The 16,352-nt window shown below is 70.6% G+C and carries 14 protein-coding genes and 1 pseudogene; 10 read left to right on the forward strand and 5 right to left on the reverse strand.

Annotated features, from left to right (window positions below; translation table 11 throughout):
- Window positions 1-128 precede the first annotated feature (128 nt).
- A complete protein-coding gene (locus DFP74_RS22770) occupies window positions 129-1,481 on the forward strand; it encodes a hypothetical protein (protein WP_121184562.1) in 1,353 nt (450 codons plus the stop codon).
- Window positions 1,482-2,026: 545 nt separating this feature from the next.
- On the opposite strand, the gene DFP74_RS22775 is transcribed toward DFP74_RS22770, so the two are convergent.
- Window positions 2,027-2,551: a hypothetical protein gene (locus DFP74_RS22775; RefSeq protein WP_121184564.1), complete on the reverse strand. Its 525-nt coding sequence runs from the start codon at window positions 2,549-2,551 to the stop codon at window positions 2,027-2,029.
- Between the two features lie 185 nt (window positions 2,552-2,736).
- A complete protein-coding gene (locus DFP74_RS22780; RefSeq protein ID WP_121184566.1) occupies window positions 2,737-4,188 on the reverse strand; it encodes an amino acid permease in 1,452 nt (483 codons plus the stop codon).
- 252 nt (window positions 4,189-4,440) lie between these two features.
- Here DFP74_RS22780 and DFP74_RS22785 point away from each other — a divergent pair, with 252 nt between their 5' ends.
- From DFP74_RS22785 to DFP74_RS22800, 4 genes and pseudogenes are all read left to right on the forward strand, one after another.
- A complete protein-coding gene (locus tag DFP74_RS22785) occupies window positions 4,441-5,712 on the forward strand; it encodes a sensor histidine kinase (RefSeq protein ID WP_121184568.1) in 1,272 nt (423 codons plus the stop codon).
- Window positions 5,709-6,365, forward strand: a complete 657-nt coding sequence (locus tag DFP74_RS22790) for a response regulator transcription factor (protein ID WP_121184570.1) — start codon at window positions 5,709-5,711, stop codon at window positions 6,363-6,365. Before DFP74_RS22785 ends, DFP74_RS22790 begins: the two co-directional genes overlap by 4 nt.
- Window positions 6,366-6,469: 104 nt before the next feature.
- Window positions 6,470-6,694 (forward strand): annotated as a pseudogene (locus tag DFP74_RS22795) (class I SAM-dependent methyltransferase); the annotation flags it as partial.
- A gap of 264 nt (window positions 6,695-6,958) precedes the next feature.
- Complete coding sequence (locus tag DFP74_RS22800; protein ID WP_121184572.1) at window positions 6,959-7,330, forward strand: hypothetical protein; 372 nt, start codon at window positions 6,959-6,961, stop codon at window positions 7,328-7,330.
- A gap of 235 nt (window positions 7,331-7,565) precedes the next feature.
- Here the strand turns inward: DFP74_RS22800 and DFP74_RS22805 are convergent, their stop codons facing one another.
- The 3 genes from DFP74_RS22805 to DFP74_RS22815 form a co-directional block, all read right to left on the reverse strand.
- Window positions 7,566-8,345 carry an alpha/beta fold hydrolase gene (locus DFP74_RS22805; protein WP_121184574.1) on the reverse strand — a complete coding sequence of 260 codons (780 nt, stop codon included), beginning with the start codon at window positions 8,343-8,345 and terminating at the stop codon, window positions 7,566-7,568.
- Between the two features lie 13 nt (window positions 8,346-8,358).
- Window positions 8,359-9,159, reverse strand: coding sequence for an exodeoxyribonuclease III (locus DFP74_RS22810; RefSeq protein WP_121188449.1), 801 nt, complete (start codon window positions 9,157-9,159; stop codon window positions 8,359-8,361).
- A gap of 90 nt (window positions 9,160-9,249) precedes the next feature.
- The gene (locus DFP74_RS22815) at window positions 9,250-10,266 is read right to left on the reverse strand and encodes a tyrosine-type recombinase/integrase (protein WP_121188450.1); all 1,017 of its coding nucleotides are present in this window, start codon (window positions 10,264-10,266) and stop codon (window positions 9,250-9,252) included.
- 1,317 nt (window positions 10,267-11,583) lie between these two features.
- Here DFP74_RS22815 and urtA point away from each other — a divergent pair.
- From urtA to DFP74_RS22840, 5 genes are all read left to right on the forward strand, one after another.
- Window positions 11,584-12,813, forward strand: coding sequence for an urea ABC transporter substrate-binding protein (gene urtA / locus DFP74_RS22820; protein ID WP_121184576.1), 1,230 nt, complete (start codon window positions 11,584-11,586; stop codon window positions 12,811-12,813).
- 78 nt (window positions 12,814-12,891) lie between these two features.
- On the forward strand, window positions 12,892-13,782 hold the full coding sequence (gene urtB / locus DFP74_RS22825; RefSeq protein ID WP_121184578.1) for an urea ABC transporter permease subunit UrtB: 891 nt from the start codon (window positions 12,892-12,894) through the stop codon (window positions 13,780-13,782).
- The gene (gene urtC, locus DFP74_RS22830; RefSeq protein WP_121184580.1) at window positions 13,779-14,906 is read left to right on the forward strand and encodes an urea ABC transporter permease subunit UrtC; all 1,128 of its coding nucleotides are present in this window, start codon (window positions 13,779-13,781) and stop codon (window positions 14,904-14,906) included. The genes urtB and urtC overlap by 4 nt, the downstream gene beginning before the upstream one ends.
- A complete protein-coding gene (urtD, locus tag DFP74_RS22835; protein WP_121184582.1) occupies window positions 14,903-15,649 on the forward strand; it encodes an urea ABC transporter ATP-binding protein UrtD in 747 nt (248 codons plus the stop codon). Before urtC ends, urtD begins: the two co-directional genes overlap by 4 nt.
- Window positions 15,646-16,350: an ABC transporter ATP-binding protein gene (locus DFP74_RS22840; RefSeq protein ID WP_121184584.1), complete on the forward strand. Its 705-nt coding sequence runs from the start codon at window positions 15,646-15,648 to the stop codon at window positions 16,348-16,350. The genes urtD and DFP74_RS22840 overlap by 4 nt, the downstream gene beginning before the upstream one ends.
- Window positions 16,351-16,352 lie beyond the last annotated feature (2 nt).

Raw genomic sequence — 16,352 nt, forward strand, 5'->3', positions numbered from 1 at the left:
CGGGTGGGCGGCCACCACGCATATCAGCTTGCCAACGAACCCACCAACAGCACTCGAAATCACCCGTTAACGTGCGATCCTGCCCTGATGAGACATTAGGTTGGTTGCGTGAGAAAGGGGACGGACCCATGGTCGACGAATTCCGCGCCGCATTCCAAGAACTCATCGACGCCTCCGTCGCGGCCGACCCCCACACCTTCCCACCCGCCGTCCACAAGGTCTACACCCTGGCCTCCCAGGTGCCCCTCGTCGAACGCGAACTCGCCCTGGAAGCCCTGACCCCCCTGCTCTCAGGCGACCACACCGCCCCCGGCATCATCGCCGACCTGTCCGTGGTCGCCGGAGCCATCGTGGAAATGGGCACCGACCCCGGCCCCACCGGACCCGAAGTCCTACGCCGCCTGCGCACCATGGGCAAGGGCGCCATCGTCTTCCTGCGCGCCTGGCAGCGCACCGGCACCGACGCACCCCCCGACCCCGAAGCCGTCACCGCCGACACCGAAGCACGCGTGGCCACCCACCTGGGCACCGACGCACCCTCGGCCACCATGTGCTGGTGGACCGTCCGCCGCCACGGCCTGGCCGCCAAGACCATGCTCAGCGAGTCCGAGGTGCGCTCCCACGTACGCCGCGACCCCTCCCTGCACGCCGAACTCGTGGCCATCGCCAACCAGCTCAGCGACCACCTGACCGAGTTCGACGAGGTCCGCGCCCTGCTGCGCATGGCCGAGGCCACCTCCGCCCTGGTCATGGACCGCCGCTCCCAGCGCGCCTTCCGCGTCCTCTTCGACGGCATCGGCGACAACTTCCAGCTCCACACCCTGCTCGCCGACGCCCTCGTGGGCCCCCACGCCCAGGGCCTGGAGGGCGAGGCCCCCGACCCCCGCTGGGCCGCCGCCTACCGCGACAGCCCGCCCGACCCCGCCGCCCACACCGTGCGCGGCTGGTGGAACCTGGTCGCCCACGACGGCACCTGGGTGTGGAACGAGGGCGTACCCGCGGAGATCCCCACCGTGGACGGCGAACACGTCCTGGTCCTGGACGACCTGCCCTACCCGCGCTCCTGGAACGCCGGGCGCCGCCACCCCCACGTGCGCGGATGGCTGGAGATCGAGTCCGAGCTCACCACCGACGAAGCCCAGGTGTGGTGGAAGCGGGTCGCCCCGGCCGAGCCCGCCATCCCCGACCCCGACGGCGACTCCGGCCACCCGCCCCTGCCCGAACCCGTCCTGATGCCCGCTCACGAGGAGGAGCCCGAGGCCGAGCGCGTGCGCGGGTTCGTGGCCGCCGCCACCACCGACGAGCCCGACACGCCCCCGCGGCCCGAACCGGACCCGCAGCCGGATCCGCGGCCGGACCCCGAACCCGCTCCGCCCGCACCCCAGACCCAAGCGCAGGTACAGGCGCCCCCGTCCCAAGGGCTGCCGCCGCTGCCGCCCGGTGTCTCCAACAGCTCCGGCTGGGGCCCCGCCTGGCGCTAGGCCGTGTTTTTTGCAGCTTCCGGGCTCGCGGCCGCCAGGACCGCCTCTCGCTGCGCCTCTGCGCTCGAAAAGCACCACCAGGCTGAACTTCGCACATCGCCTTCCGAGAGACGACCTGACGACCGCGAGCTCACCCGAAAGCCTTCAGACAAACACGGCCTGGGCCCCGACCCTCACCGGCTCACCGCCCGGCCGTCCCCGCCCGCGCCTGCGCACTGACCGGCCGGACCCCGCGCATGCGCGTGCGGGGGAGAGGCCCCAAGGAGCGCGACCCCTCCCGCGGGCCCGCCGAAAAACGCCGGAGGGCGCCCCTCGCTCCGGCCCCGGCCCCGGCCCCAGCCGCCTCCGTACCGGTCAACGACCGGCCCGGCGGGGGAGCGCACCACACCGCCCGCAGCAGTACGGGACCCTCCTCGCCGGGCGCCCCCACGCGAGCGGGCCCCGCGAAGCTGTCCTTGGTTTTGGGAGGGCGAAGACCAGGCGCCCCCACGCGTGCGGGCCCCGCCGACCGGTGGTCGACGGGGCCCGCACACACGCCGACGCCCTCAGGCCCGGTGCCGCGGCCCCGAACGCGCAGGGGCGCCGCTCAGGGCACTGGACGCCGGGCCACGACGATCATCGTCCTCGCCGTACAGACCCTCGAAGTACTCCTCCTCGGTGACCCCCTCCGGCTCACGCCGCCACCGGCCGCCCACGAACACCGTCGCGAACAACACCACCACCAGCGGCACGTACGCCCCCAACGGCAACAGCACCAGAGCACCCTCACTACCGGGCAGCACGGGCAACCGATCCAACAGGTGAGGGCGCAGCAACGAGACGGCGGTGACCCCGCCCAGCACCAACGACGCCCCCAACGGCAGCATCGGGGTCAGCCGCGGCGGCACCGCGAGCAGGGCCACGACCAGGCCCACGCCCAGCAGGCCCGCCAGGGCCAGGGGGCCGGCGCCGTCCAAGGCGCCAAGACCCGAACCGTGCAGACGGCGCAGGTGGGAGAACACCCACCCGCCCAACAGCAACAGAACCGGGCCCAGGATCAATCCGGACAGGAAGCCGACGACATGTCGCACGGGGGTGCTCCTCTCGGGGGTTGCCAGCACCCTAGCGACAAAAGCCGAAATCAGCACACATGCCATGACCAGGCAACTCTACGCACACACCTTCACCACAGGCAGCCACCGCCCCACGGCCACCACCCCCCGCACACACCGGTGGCGCCGTCCCCACAGGAACGGCGCCACCGCGCGCACCGACGTCAGGCCCCGCGCTCGGGCTCCCCGGCCGGCTCCTCCCCGGCGACCGGCTCGACCGGGACCTCCGCCGCCCCGGCCGGGCCCGCCACCCGCGCCAACTCCACCGGGTCGGCGCGACCGGGCACACCCAGCACCACCCGGCTCACCGGCGCACGCCCCCACCGGCGCCGCACCTCGAAGGCCACCAACGCCACACCCACCGACGCCAACGTCGCCCACAGCGACTGCCGGTGCTCGGGAATCGTCGCCATCGCCACCCCGATCGCCACCAACCCCGCCAGCACCACCCACGTCAGGTACGGAAAACCCCACATCCGCAACGTCACCCGCTCCGGAGCCCGCCGACGCAACCGCCGACCCACCACCAGCTGCGAAGCACAGATCATCACGAACAACACCAACAGGATCGCCCCGATCGAGGCCACCAGGAACGCGAACACCTGCCCCGGCCACAGGAAGTCCGCGACCACCGCGCCATAACCCACCACGGTCCCCAACAGGATCGCGCGCACCGGCACCCCGCGGCGGTTGACCCCCGACAGCACCCGCGGCGCATCACCCTGGCGCGTCAAGGCGAACAACATCCGTGAGGAGGTGTACATCGCCGCGTTCAACACGCTCAACACCGCGATGAACACCACCACCTCCATGATCAGCGCCGCACCCGGCACCCCCACGGTCTCCATCACCACCACGAACGGGCTGCGGTCCAACTCCGTGGAATTCCACGGCACCACCATCACCACGACCAGGATCGAGGCCACGTAGAACAACCCGATCCGCCACAGCACGTTCGTCACCGCCGAGGCCACACCCCGCTCCGGCTCGGCGCTCTCACCCGCGGCGATCGTGATGATCTCCACCCCACCGAACGCGAACAGCACCACCACCGTCGCACCCAGCACCGCGATCCACCCGTTGGGCGCGAACCCGCCCACCTGCCACAGATTCGCCAGACCCGCCCCCTCCGAGCCGCGCCACAACCCCAGCGCCCACAACCCGCCAATCAGCAAAAACGCCACGATCGTGGCGACCTTGACCATCGAGAACAACGACTCCGTCTCAGCGAAGACCCGCACCGAGACCAGGTTGGCCACCGTCATCGACAACAACACCGCCAACGCCAGCACCCACCCCGGCGCCGCCACCCACTGGCCCAGGATCGCCGCACCGGCCACCGACTCCGCGGCCACCAGCACCGCGTACATCCACCAGTACACCCACCCGATCGTGAACCCCGCCCGCGGACCGAACGCCAGGCGCGCGTAGTCGGAGAACGAGCCGCCCGCCGGCACGGCCACCACCATCTCGCCCAACGCCCGCAGCGTCAGGAAGACCAACGCCCCCGCCAGCGCGTAGGAGAGCACCGCGGCCGGGCCCGCCGTCTGGATCACCGCCCCCGACCCGATGAACAGGCCCGCCCCCACCGAACCGCCGATCGCGATCAGCGTCATGTGCCGCCGACGCAACGTGTGCGCCAGCCCCGACTCCGTTGTCCGTGCCGCCCGTGGCGGTGTATTACTGCGTGTCACAAGTCCAACCATAGGACGACAGGTTCATCACACATTGCAAGGGGGCGGCCCAACACCCCCGGACACCACCAACACCCACACCACCCGCCCATCATCCCCACCACCGCCAACACCCCCACCCGTTCACCCCCCAGAGGGAAGCGCCCACCCACCCCGCTGTGCCACGATCTCACCGTGCGCCCACTCACCCGAGCGATCAGACCCCTCACCCACGCCCACACCTACCGCCGATGGGCCTACCTCGTCATCGGGGGCGCCCTCCTCATGCCCTTCGCCATGGCCGCCCTGGTCCTGGCCACCCTCATCACCCAACGCGGCCCCCGCACCGACGAACCCACCACCGCCGCCCTCATCCTCGCCCCCACCCTGTGCCTGGCCCTGATCACCGCCACCGCCCTCATCCCCGGCGTACGCAACGGCCAGACCCACCTGGCCCGCGCCCTCCTCCAAGGCCCCCTCACCCACACCCCCCACACCACCACCAACCGCCCCACCGCCCGCGCCACCCTGTGGCTGTGCCTGCACCTGCTCCTGGGCATGGTCGCGAGCCTGGCCACCATGGTCGCCCTCACCGAAGCCGCCCTGCTCGCCATCGCCCCCCTGACCCCCCAGCCCTACGCCGCCTCCCAAGGCCCCCTCACCCTCATGGGCCACGACACCCTCACCCCCGCCCAACGCCTCGCTGGCCCCTTCCTGGCCCTACTCGTGGTCGCCGCCCTGCTCTACGCCATCGCCCTGCTCGGCCACCTCCTCGCCCGCACCGCACCCCACCTGCTCGGACCCACCCCCACCGAACGTCTGGCCGCCGCCCACGCCCACGCCCACACCCTCGCCGAACGCGGCCGCCTGGCCCGCGAACTCCACGACACCCTCGGCCACGCCCTGTCCGTGGTCACCCTCCAAGCCGCCACCGCCGCCCGCCTGCTGGACACCGACCCCGAATTCGCCCGCCAAGCCCTCACCCACATCGCCGACCAGGCCCGCACCGCCACCGCCGACCTCGACCACGCCCTGGGCATCCTGCGCGAGGACACCCCCAACGACCGCACACCCCCACCCGACCTCACCCACCTGACCCACCTCGCCCAAGCCACCCGCCACACCGGCACCGACCTGACCTACCACATCACCGGCGACACCCGCCACGTGCCCGCCCTGCTCTCCCGCGAGACCTACCGCATCAGCCAAGAAGCCCTCACCAACGCCCTACGCCACGCCCCCCACCAACCCCTCACCCTCACACTCACCGTCAACCCCACCGACCTGACCCTGCACGTCACCAACCCCCTGCCACCCCACACCCGACCCCGCACCCGCACCGGCGGCGGACACGGCATCACCGGCATGCAAGAACGCGCCCACCTGCTCGGCGGCACCCTCACCGCCCGCCCCACACCCACCCACTGGACCCTCACACTCCACCTGACCTGGAAAGAAACCCGATGATCCGCATCAACCTCGTCGACGACGAAGCCCTCATCCGCACCGGACTGGCCGCCCTGATCAACGCCGAGGACGACATGCAGGTCACCGGCCAAGCCGCCGACGGCGCCGACGTCCCCGACCTCGTACGCCGCACCAGCCCCGACCTGGTCCTGATGGACGTGCGCATGCCCGGACTCGACGGCATCCAAGCCACCGAACACCTGCACCGCACCCTGACCACCCCACCCCGCGTCATCGTCGTCACCACCTTCGACAACGACGACTACGTCTGGGGCGCCCTCCGCGCCGGCGCCACCGGCTTCCTCCTCAAACGCACCCCACCCGAAGACATCCTCGCCGCCCTACGCCTGGTCCACCGCGGCGACACCCTGCTCTTCCCCACCGCCCTGCGCGCCATGGCCGCCACCCGACCCGCCGCACCCACCCCCGCCGCCCGCGCCGTCGCCACCCTCACCGAACGCGAATCCCAAACCCTCACCCTCATGGCCCAAGGCCTGACCAACGCCGAGATCGCCGACCACCTCGTCTTGGGCGTCCAGACCATCAAGACCCACGTCTCCCACATCCTCACCAAACTCGGCGTCCGCGACCGCACCCAAGCCGTCATCGCCGCCTACGACGCCGGCCTCATCCGCCCCGCCACCCCCCGCTGACCACCCACCACGACACACCCGCCCACGACCCGCACCCACCACCCCCACGGGCACTGCTACCTTCGGCACTCACCAACGGTCCGCACACGACCCCAGGGGGTAACATGCCCACCGCCATCGACCTGGCGCACATCAGCGAGCTCTACCGCACCCACCGCGACGACCTCGCCCGCGCCCGCGAACGCATGCGCGCCCACCACCACGACGCCGCACCAGCCACCACCACCCGACTCCACGACCTCGAAGCCGAAATCACCTACCTGCTCCTACGCCACAACACCCCCGCCACCGTCGTGGAGATCGGCACCGACCACGGCTGGGCCACCACCAAGCCCTCACCGACCTGAAGAAGGAACTCGACCTGGCCGAGCCCCTGCACACCGGCCACCGCAACCCGATGATCTACTTCCGCCTGCCCCAGAGCGCCACACGCACGCGCACCACCACGAGCGCCCACACCCCCCGCACCCGCTGACCCCCGGCCCGGCCCGCCGGCCCCCGGCAGGGGAGCCGGGCCCCGCACGGTACAAAACCGTTGCCCCACCGACGACCGGCACGGTACTGTCACCGCCCCGGCAGGGGAGAGGAGCACAGTGCCACGCCGTCGCACACCCCAGGACGACAAACGGCTCAGCTACGCCAAGGACCGCCGCAACGAGTACGGCGAGAACGACAAGAGCACACGCAAGAACATCCGCCTCTCCCGCCGGTATGTGGCACGAGCCAACCGCCGCAAGGCCTCCGAGGCACTGGCCACCACCCGCGGCCCCGCCGACCCCGACCAGGCCGAGCAGGCCCAGGAGCGGTTCGAGCGCCGGCGCCCCAAACGGTGGGACAAATGGCCGGACGAGCCACTGCACGTGACGGTCACCGGCACCCTCGAAACCCGTGTGGAGCGCGAGGGCCCCGACTCGGCCAACGCCGCACGCCTGGCCCGGGTCCGCGCCCGGCTACGCCGCACCTGAGGCATGCCCGTACGGCGCCGCGGGCCCGCGATCACCCGGCCGCCGCGCCCGCGGGCTCCATGAGCACGATCAGCGTCTCGCCACCCCATCTGCCACCGACGCACCCGGGGACCGCGACGCCCGCGCCCCCGCACCACCACCGGCGCCCTGCGGGAACGCTCCGCCCCACGACCCCCGGACACACCAGTGGGGCCGGAGCCACCACAGCCGCCCCGACCCCACCCAGCACACCGTCTCAGCCCTCGCCCTCCAACGCCGGACCCGCCTCCGCCGCCTCGGCCGCCTCCACCTGCGCCCGCACCGCCTCACGCGCACTCACCACATCGGCCGCATCGCCCACGATCCGCGAGAAGTTCACCGGCTGGTCCAGACTCACCATGTGCCCCGCCCTGGGCACGTTCACCAACCGGCCATCCGCACACGCGTCGAAGAACTGCTTCTCATGGATACGCATGTGATCACGCGACCCGTTGATCAACCACACCGGCCCCGTGTACGCCGACAGCGCCGACAACGCGTCCATCTCCGAGATGCAGTCGATCACCGCCGTGGCCGCCTCCACCGCCAACCCGCCGTCCAACACCGCCTCAGCCGCGCCATCGCGCAACGTCAACCGGTGGAAGCGCTCATTGACCCTCGCACCCTTGTCCGGCAACCGCTCCATCAACACCGACGGGATCCGATACAGCTGCGCCAACGACTGCGCCGGCTTGGCCGTGCAACTGGCCGCCACCAGACCCGCCACCCGCCCCGGCGCCGCCCCCGCCGTCGCGATCGACACGAACCCGCCCAGACTCAACCCCACTACCAGAGCACGCCCGCCCACCTCGTCGATCGCACCCAACACGGTGTCCACCGCACGCCCCAGCGAGAACTCCTCACCCCGACGCGACCCGTGCCCCGGCAGATCCGGCGCCACCACCCGGCGCCCCTGCGCCGACAACAACTCCACCTGCGGCCGCCACATACTCCCCGACAACCGCAGACCATGCACCATCACGATCGGCACACCCATAACAGCAGCCCTCCTAGGCCCCGTACCGCACCGTCACCGGAGCATGATCCGACCAACGCGCACCATGCTCCACCGCACGCTCCACACGCGCCGACACCGCACGCGCGGCCAACCCCGGCGTCGCCACCTGAAGATCGATCCGCCACCCCGTGTCATTGTCGAACGCCCGCCCCCGATAGGACCACCACGAATACGGGCCCTCCACCTCCGGATGCAGAGCCCGCACCACATCCACATACCCGGCCTCATCGAAGACCCGCGACAACCACTCACGCTCCTGCGGCAGGAAACCCGAGCTCTTCTTGTTGCCCCGCCAGTTCTTCAGATCCACCTCCCGGTGCGCGATGTTCCAGTCACCGCACACCACCAGGTCACGGCCCTGCGCCTCCACCTGCGCGCGCCGCTTCACCAGATACGGCAAGAAAGCGTCCATGAAACGCTCCTTCTCCTCCTGGCGCGGCGTCCCCACCTCACCCGAGGGCAGATACAGCGACGCCACCGTCACCGCCCCCAGATCCACCTCCACATACCGACCCGAATCCTCGAACTCGGCCTCACCGAAACCCACCCGCGACGCCTCCGGCTCACGCCGCGAGTACACCGCCACCCCCGCACGGCCCTTCGCCGCCGCCGGAGCCAACAGCACATGCCACCCCGGGGGAGCCACCACCGACTCCGACAACTGCTCGGCCTCGGCCCGCGTCTCCTGCAAACACACCACATCGGCCTCCGTGGACGCCAACCACGCCACGAAACCCGGATCCTTCTTGGCCGCCGCACGCAGCCCGTTCACATTCACCGTCGACACCGTCAGATCATTCACAGCCACAGACTAGGGCGTGCCCGACGGGCCCCGCCCCTCCACAAGCCCCACCACGGCACACGAGCACGCGATGCCCGCGCCCTACCGGCCCACCACCTCGTCCACCCCGCCCTCGGCCACCAGCCGGCGCACCACCCCATAGGTACGGTTCGACCCCGCCGCCTCCCGCTGCGCCCGCGCCGTCACCTCGATGTAGGCCTGCGACGACGACACCGAGGCGTGCCCCAGCAAATGCATGATCTCGCTCACCGACGCCCCGTCCTCGGCCAACCGCGTGGCGAACGTATGCCGCAACGCGTGCACCAGCGTCCCCCGCGCCACCCGGTCGTGCACCCCCGCGTGCTTGTAGCACTGACGCACCAGATACTGCAGGCCACCCCGCCGCAACCCCTGCCCGCGGTTGTCCACCAGCAACGGATCAGCGCCCCGCACCACCCCGAACCGGTGCCGCCGCGAGGCCAGATACGCCTCCAACAACACCTCCAACGGCACCTCGATGGGCAGCACCCGTTCACCGCCGCCCTTGCCCACCACCCGGATCCGCCGCTCGCCCGCACGGCCGCCCACCGACTCCACCCGCAACGACAACATCTCCGCCGAACGCATCCCCGTCAGCAACGCCAGCGCCAACACCGCCAGGTCCCGCTCCGGCCACGGATCGCGTGCCCGACGCGCCCCTCGCGCCAACGCCTCCAGCAACCGCTCGGGGGTGTCCTCACCCATCAGCGGTTTGGGCCCTGAGGGACGCACCCGCGGCCGCGGCACCGCCGACATCGGGTTGCCGCCCACCACCCGCTCCGAGACCCAGAACCCGAAGAACCCATTCCACGTCGACCACGCCCGCACCACACTGGAGGCGGCCCTGTCGGTGGCGAAGTCCGCGAACGCCGACCGCAGCACACCCGCCTGCAGGTCCGCCAGCGCCACGTCCTGGACCCGGCACCCGTGCTCGCGCGCCACCAACGCCAACACCGCGTTCAGGTCCCGCCGGTAGGCGGCCACCGTGTGCGGGGAGGGCTTGGCCGCCCGCCGCGCCACCAGATACTGCTCGACCGCGTCCTGGGCCCGCTCGGGCCCCGCTGCTGCTGCACCACTCATGCCTTCAGCATCCCCGATCCACGACCGCATCCACGCCCGGCGTCGAACAGATTCGAACACGACGGGGATCCGGCACCGCGGGCCCGGGGGCGGGGAGCGACGCGTCCCCGGACGAACAAGGCCGAACCAGGACGAACCTGCCTCGGTCGGCGGGGGAGCGGATGCCGGGCTGGCCCGCAGGTGGACGCGCATCCCACCGCGTGCGGTCCTCGGGCGGGGGAGTGCGGGGCGAGCACCCGCACCCACCGGCACACCATGATGACTCTGCGTATTGGAACGCACGCCCTGCGCCAGGCGTGGGCGCGGGCGTGTCCGGACGCCGGGGGAGGGGGCGATGAGCCGGCCCCGGTTCGCGAGGAGGAGGGGTGGGCCGGCCGGGCCACAGAGCACCGGGGGCAGTGGCCTCGACGCCCGAGGAGGAGGGGCAGGCACACGGCGACCCAACAAATCACCACAAACCACGCATAGACGATCAAAAAGCTAGAAAAGCATGCATAACACAGATTATGCATCAAACATGGACAGGTCACGGGTCAGGCCGCACCCGGGGGACGCCCCAGAGCCCTGGCCCGCCCGCACCCGAAGCCCTGGCACCCGCCCCAGGAGGCTCACCGCGCCGACCTGGACCCGCTGACTCGAACCCCGGCCAGGCGCGTGCGGCCGCCGGGGGACCGCCCACCAGATCCGGACGCGAGGACCCAGAACACCTCCGACGGCCCGATACCACCCGGGCGTCCGCGCCCTGACCAGCGTGGACACCCAGGTCAGGGCGCCCCGCACGCACGCGCCGACGCCCGGCCTCAACGCGCCCGCCGGCGCTGAATCCGCACCGTTCACCTCGCCGCGGTTCGTCGACCCGGCGATCAGCAGGTGGCCTGGAGCGCCCTGAGCGCGAACGGGCTGAGCCACCGATCATCGCGGCGAGCCCGCAGAACCTCGTTCTGGTACCCAACGGCGAGCTCCCGGCGTCGCCAACGGAGCCACGCACCACCCGCGGCCCGTCCGCCCCGGAGCTCGGCCGCCGTCGACGCGTCGGCCCGATCCACGGCGCAGCCACGCAGAACCGCCGTCCCGGAGGGCCTCCAACCCCTTCCCGCCCCTACTCCCCCTACCACCGATAATGCACATTATGTCAAGTTAAGAGGTGAGGGGCGCCCGCACCTGCCATCACACCACCGCCCCGAAACCCGATTTAACGACCCCACCGGATACCGACATGTATACGTAACAGCCGGGCACGCCACGCGAAACACCCCCACACCAGCCTCCTAGGTGACCCCGCCCACCCCAGCCCCCACCCCTAGGAGAAGGCACACGATGGCACCCCAGCCCCCGCGCCCACACCCGCGCCTCAGCGCGATCGCCGCCACCCTCGCCCTCACCCTGGCCGCCACCGCCTGCGCCTCAGGCGACCCCGCCGGAGTCGACGAGGACACCGTCACCGTCGGCATGCTCCACTCCCTCTCCGGCACCATGGCCATCAGCGAGGTCACCGTCCGCGACGCCGTCGAACTCGCCATCGACGAGATCAACGCCGACGGCGGAGTCCTGGGCCGCCAGATCGAACCCGTCATCGAGGACGGCGCCTCCGACGAAGCCACCTTCGCCGACCGCGCCAACAAACTCCTCAACGACGACAACGCCGTCACCGTCTTCGGCGGCTGGACCTCCGCCTCCCGCAAGGCCATGCTCCCCGTCTTCGAACGCAATAACGGCCTGCTGTGGTACCCGGTCCAATACGAAGGCCTCGAAGCCTCCCCCAACATCGTCTACACCGGCGCCACCACCAACCAGCAGATCATCCCCGCCCTGGACTACCTGCGCGAACAAGGCCACAGCAGCCTCTACCTCGTCGGCAGCGACTACGTCTTCCCCCGCACCGCCAACCAGATCATCACCGCCTACGCAGGCGCCCACGACATGGACATCACCGCCGAGGAATACACCCCCCTGGGCCACACCGAATACTCCACCATCACCAACGACATCGCCCGCACCCAACCCGACGCCGTCTTCAACACCCTCAACGGCGACTCCAACGTCAGCTTCTTCCAACAACTGCGCTCGGCCGGCGTCACCCCCGACGACTCCCCCGTCCTGAGCGTCAGCGTCGCCGAAGAAGAGATCGAAGGCATCGGCGCCGACAACATCGCCGGCCACCTCACGGCCTGGAACTACTACCAGACCACCCAGACCGACACCAACACCGGCTTCGTCCAGGCCTTCACCGACACCTACGGCGCCGACCGCGTCACCTCCGACCCCATGCAGTCCGCCTACAACGCCGTCTACCTGTGGAAGGCCGCCGTCGAAGAAGCCGACAGCTTCGACGTCGACGACGTCCGCGCCGCCCTGGACGGCACCTCCATCGACGCCCCCGAAGGCACCATCACCATCGACGGCGACACCCAGCACGTCGTCAAGACCGCCCGCATCGGCCAGATCAACGACGACGGCCTCATCGACGAGATCTGGGCCTCCCCCGAACCCGTCACCCCCGACCCCTACCTCACCGGCTACGACTGGGCCGCCGACCTCACCGGCTGACCCCCACCCCCACTCCCCCAGGCGCGCCGGGCCCCCAGCCCCGGCCGCCCACCACCCCCGCCACCGAAAGGAGCCGCGGTGGACGCCCTCCTCGGCCAACTCCCCGTCGGCCTGGCCATCGGCGCCGTCCTACTCCTGGCCGCACTCGGCCTCAACTTCACCTTCGGCCAAATGGGCGTCATCAACATGGCCCACGGCGAACTCATCATGATCGGCGCCTACACCGCCTACGTCCTGCACGCCTGGATCGGCCTCAACCCCGCCTACTCACTCCTGATCGCCCTACCCACCGCCTTCGCCGTCACCGGCACCCTGGGCTGGCTCCTCGAACTCGGCCTCATCCGCCACTTCTACGGACGCCCCCTGGACACCCTGCTGCTCACCTTCGGCATCGGCATGATCCTCCAACAAGCCGCCCGCGACACCTTCGGCGCACCCAACGTCGACGTCCCCGCACCCGCCTGGCTCACCGGCGGCATCACCCTGACCGCCGGCATCCGCCTCCACTACTCCCGGCTGTTCATCCTCGCCCTGGCCATCCTCAGCGTCATCGCCATCGCCTACTACCTCAACCGCTCCCGCGCCGGACGCCAGATGCGCGCCGTCATCCACAACCGCGACCTGGCCGCCATCACCGGCATCAACACCCGCAAAGTCGACGCCACCACCTTCTTCATCGGCTCCGGCCTGGCCGGCATCGCCGGAGTCGCCCTCACCCTCATCGGCCCCACCGGCCCCACCCTGGGCACCAACTACATCGTCGACGCCTTCCTCGTCGTCGTCATCGGCGGCCTGGGCCAACTCCGCGGCACCATCCTGGCCGCCTTCGCCCTGGGCCTGCTCAACGCCACCGTCGAAGCCTGGGCCGACGCCTCCCTGGCCAAACTCATCGTCTTCGCCGCCATCGTCGCCCTCCTCCAAGCCCGCCCCCAAGGACTCTTCACCGTCAAGACAAGGGCCCTCACATGAGCACCCCCGCCCTGCCCCCACGCCTGCGCGGCCCCCTGACCTTCCTCACCCTCCTGGCCGCCGCCCTGCTCCTACTCCCCCACCTGCTCGAACCCTTCCGCCTCAACCAACTCGCCCAATACCTGTGCTACGCCATCGTCGCCCTGGGCATCGCCCTGGCCTGGGGCCGCGGCGGCATGCTCACCCTGGGCCACGGCGTCTACTTCGGCCTGGGCGCCTACGCCATGGCCATGCACCTGACCCTGGCAGCGGCAGCCGCCGACCCCCTCTCCCCCGGCCACCTGCCCCAGTTCATGGTCTGGTCCGGCCTGAGCGAACTCCCCTGGTTCTGGCGCCCCATGGCCCACCCCGCCATCGCCATCACCGCCGCCCTGGCCGTCCCCACCGCCGTGGCCGCACTCCTGGGCTGGTCCGTCTTCCGCCAACGCGTACGCGGCGCCTACTTCGCCATCCTCAACCAAGCCCTGGCCGCCGCCTTCGTCATCCTGCTCATCGGACAACAACACCTCACCGGCGGCTCCAACGGCCTCACCGACTTCCCCGTCTTCGCCGGCCACAGCCTCTACACCCCCACCGCCCAATACACCCTCTACGCCCTCACCGTCCTCACCCTGGCCGCCACCTACCTCCTCTTCCGCCACATCACCCTCAGCCGCTACGGCCAACTCCTCATCGCCATCCGCGACGGCGAAGACCGCGTCCGCTACCTCGGCTACAACCCCACCTGGATCAAAACCCTCGCCTACGCCCTCTCCGCCACCGCCGCAGGAGCCGCAGGAGCCCTCTTCGTGCCCATCATGGGCATCATCTCCCCCTCCCTCATCGGCGTCATCCCCTCGATCATGCTCGTCCTGGCCGTGGCCATCGGCGGACGCTACTCCCTGGCCGGAGCCGCCACCGGCGCCGTGCTCATGAACGCCGCCCAGACCACCTTCGCCGAAACCTTCTCCGGCGGCTGGACCTACCTCCAAGGCGCCCTGTTCGTCATCGTCATCGCCCTGGCGCCCCAAGGCCTGGCCGGACTCACCCGACAAGCCACCCACGCCCTCACCCGCAACCGCACACGCCCACCCGCCCCCGACCCCACACCCCCGCAGGAGACCACCACCAGGAGCCACCCATGAGCCTGCTCACCATCGAAGGCCTCACCGTCACCTTCGGCACCTTCACCGCCCTGGACAACATCGACCTCACCCTCGACGAAGGCCAACTGCGCTTCCTCATCGGCCCCAACGGCGCAGGCAAAACCACCCTCATCGACACCATCACCGGCCGCACCCGCCCCACCCAAGGCACCATCACCTTCAACGGCCACACCCTCAACACACGCAGCGAACACCAGATCGTGCGCACCGGCATCGGCCGCACCTTCCAAACCAGCGTCGTCTTCGAAGAACTCACCGTCGCCGACAACGTCGACCTCGCCGCGTCCTTTCGCCAACGCCCCTGGCAACTCCTACGCCGACGCCGCACCCTGCCCCACACCGTCACCGACATCCTCGACCGCGTCGGCCTGACCCCCCACACCCACCGACCCGCCGCCACCCTCTCCCACGGCCAACGCCAATGGCTCGAAATCGCCATGCTCCTGGCACAACGCCCCAGACTCCTCCTGCTCGACGAACCCGTCGCCGGCATGAGCGCCGAAGAACGCACCCGCACCGGCGCACTCCTCACCGAAATCGCCACCGACCACACCATCGTCGTCATCGAACACGACATGGACTTCCTACGCCGCTACGCCACCGACGTCACCGTCCTGCACGAAGGACGCATCCTCACCCACGGCGACGTCACCACCGTCCAGAACGACCCCAAAGTCCAAGAGGTCTACCTCGGCCGCGCCCCCCAGGAAGCCACCCCATGAACGACCCCCACCTGACCATCACCCACCTGCACGCCGGCTACGGCCGCGCCCGCGTCCTGTTCGACATCAACCTCACCATCCCCACCGGCACCATCTCCTGCGTCATGGGCCGCAACGGCGTCGGCAAAACCACCCTGCTCAACACCATCGCCGGCCTCATCACCCCCACCCAAGGCACCATCACCCACAACGGCACCGACATCACCACGCAACCACCCCACACCCGCATCCACGGCGGCCTCGCCTACGCCCCCCAAGGCCACGACACCTTCGCCCCCCTCACCGTCGCCGAAAACCTCCACCTCGCCCACCACGCCACCCAACGCGGCGGCCCCGAACTCATCACCCGCGCCCTCGACCGCTTCCCCCGACTCAAACCCCTCCTGCACCGCCGCGCCGGACTCCTCTCCGGCGGCCAAGCCCAACAACTCGCCATCGCCCGCGCCCTCATCGCCGACCCCACCCTGCTCATCCTCGACGAGCCCACCGAAGGCATCCAGCCCTCCATCGTCGCCGAGATCGAACAGGCCATCACCGACATCGCCGCCGAAGGCATCACCATCCTGCTCGTGGAGCAATACCTCGACGTCGCCCTACGCCTGGCCGACCACGTCACCGTCCTGGACGCCGGACGCATCGTCCACAGCGGCCCCCGCGCCGACCTCACCGATACCGACGCCCAAGCCCTTATGGCCATCTGACC

Source organism: Nocardiopsis sp. Huas11 (assembly GCF_003634495.1).
In the GTDB taxonomy this organism is placed as follows: Bacteria; Actinomycetota; Actinomycetes; order Streptosporangiales; family Streptosporangiaceae; genus Nocardiopsis.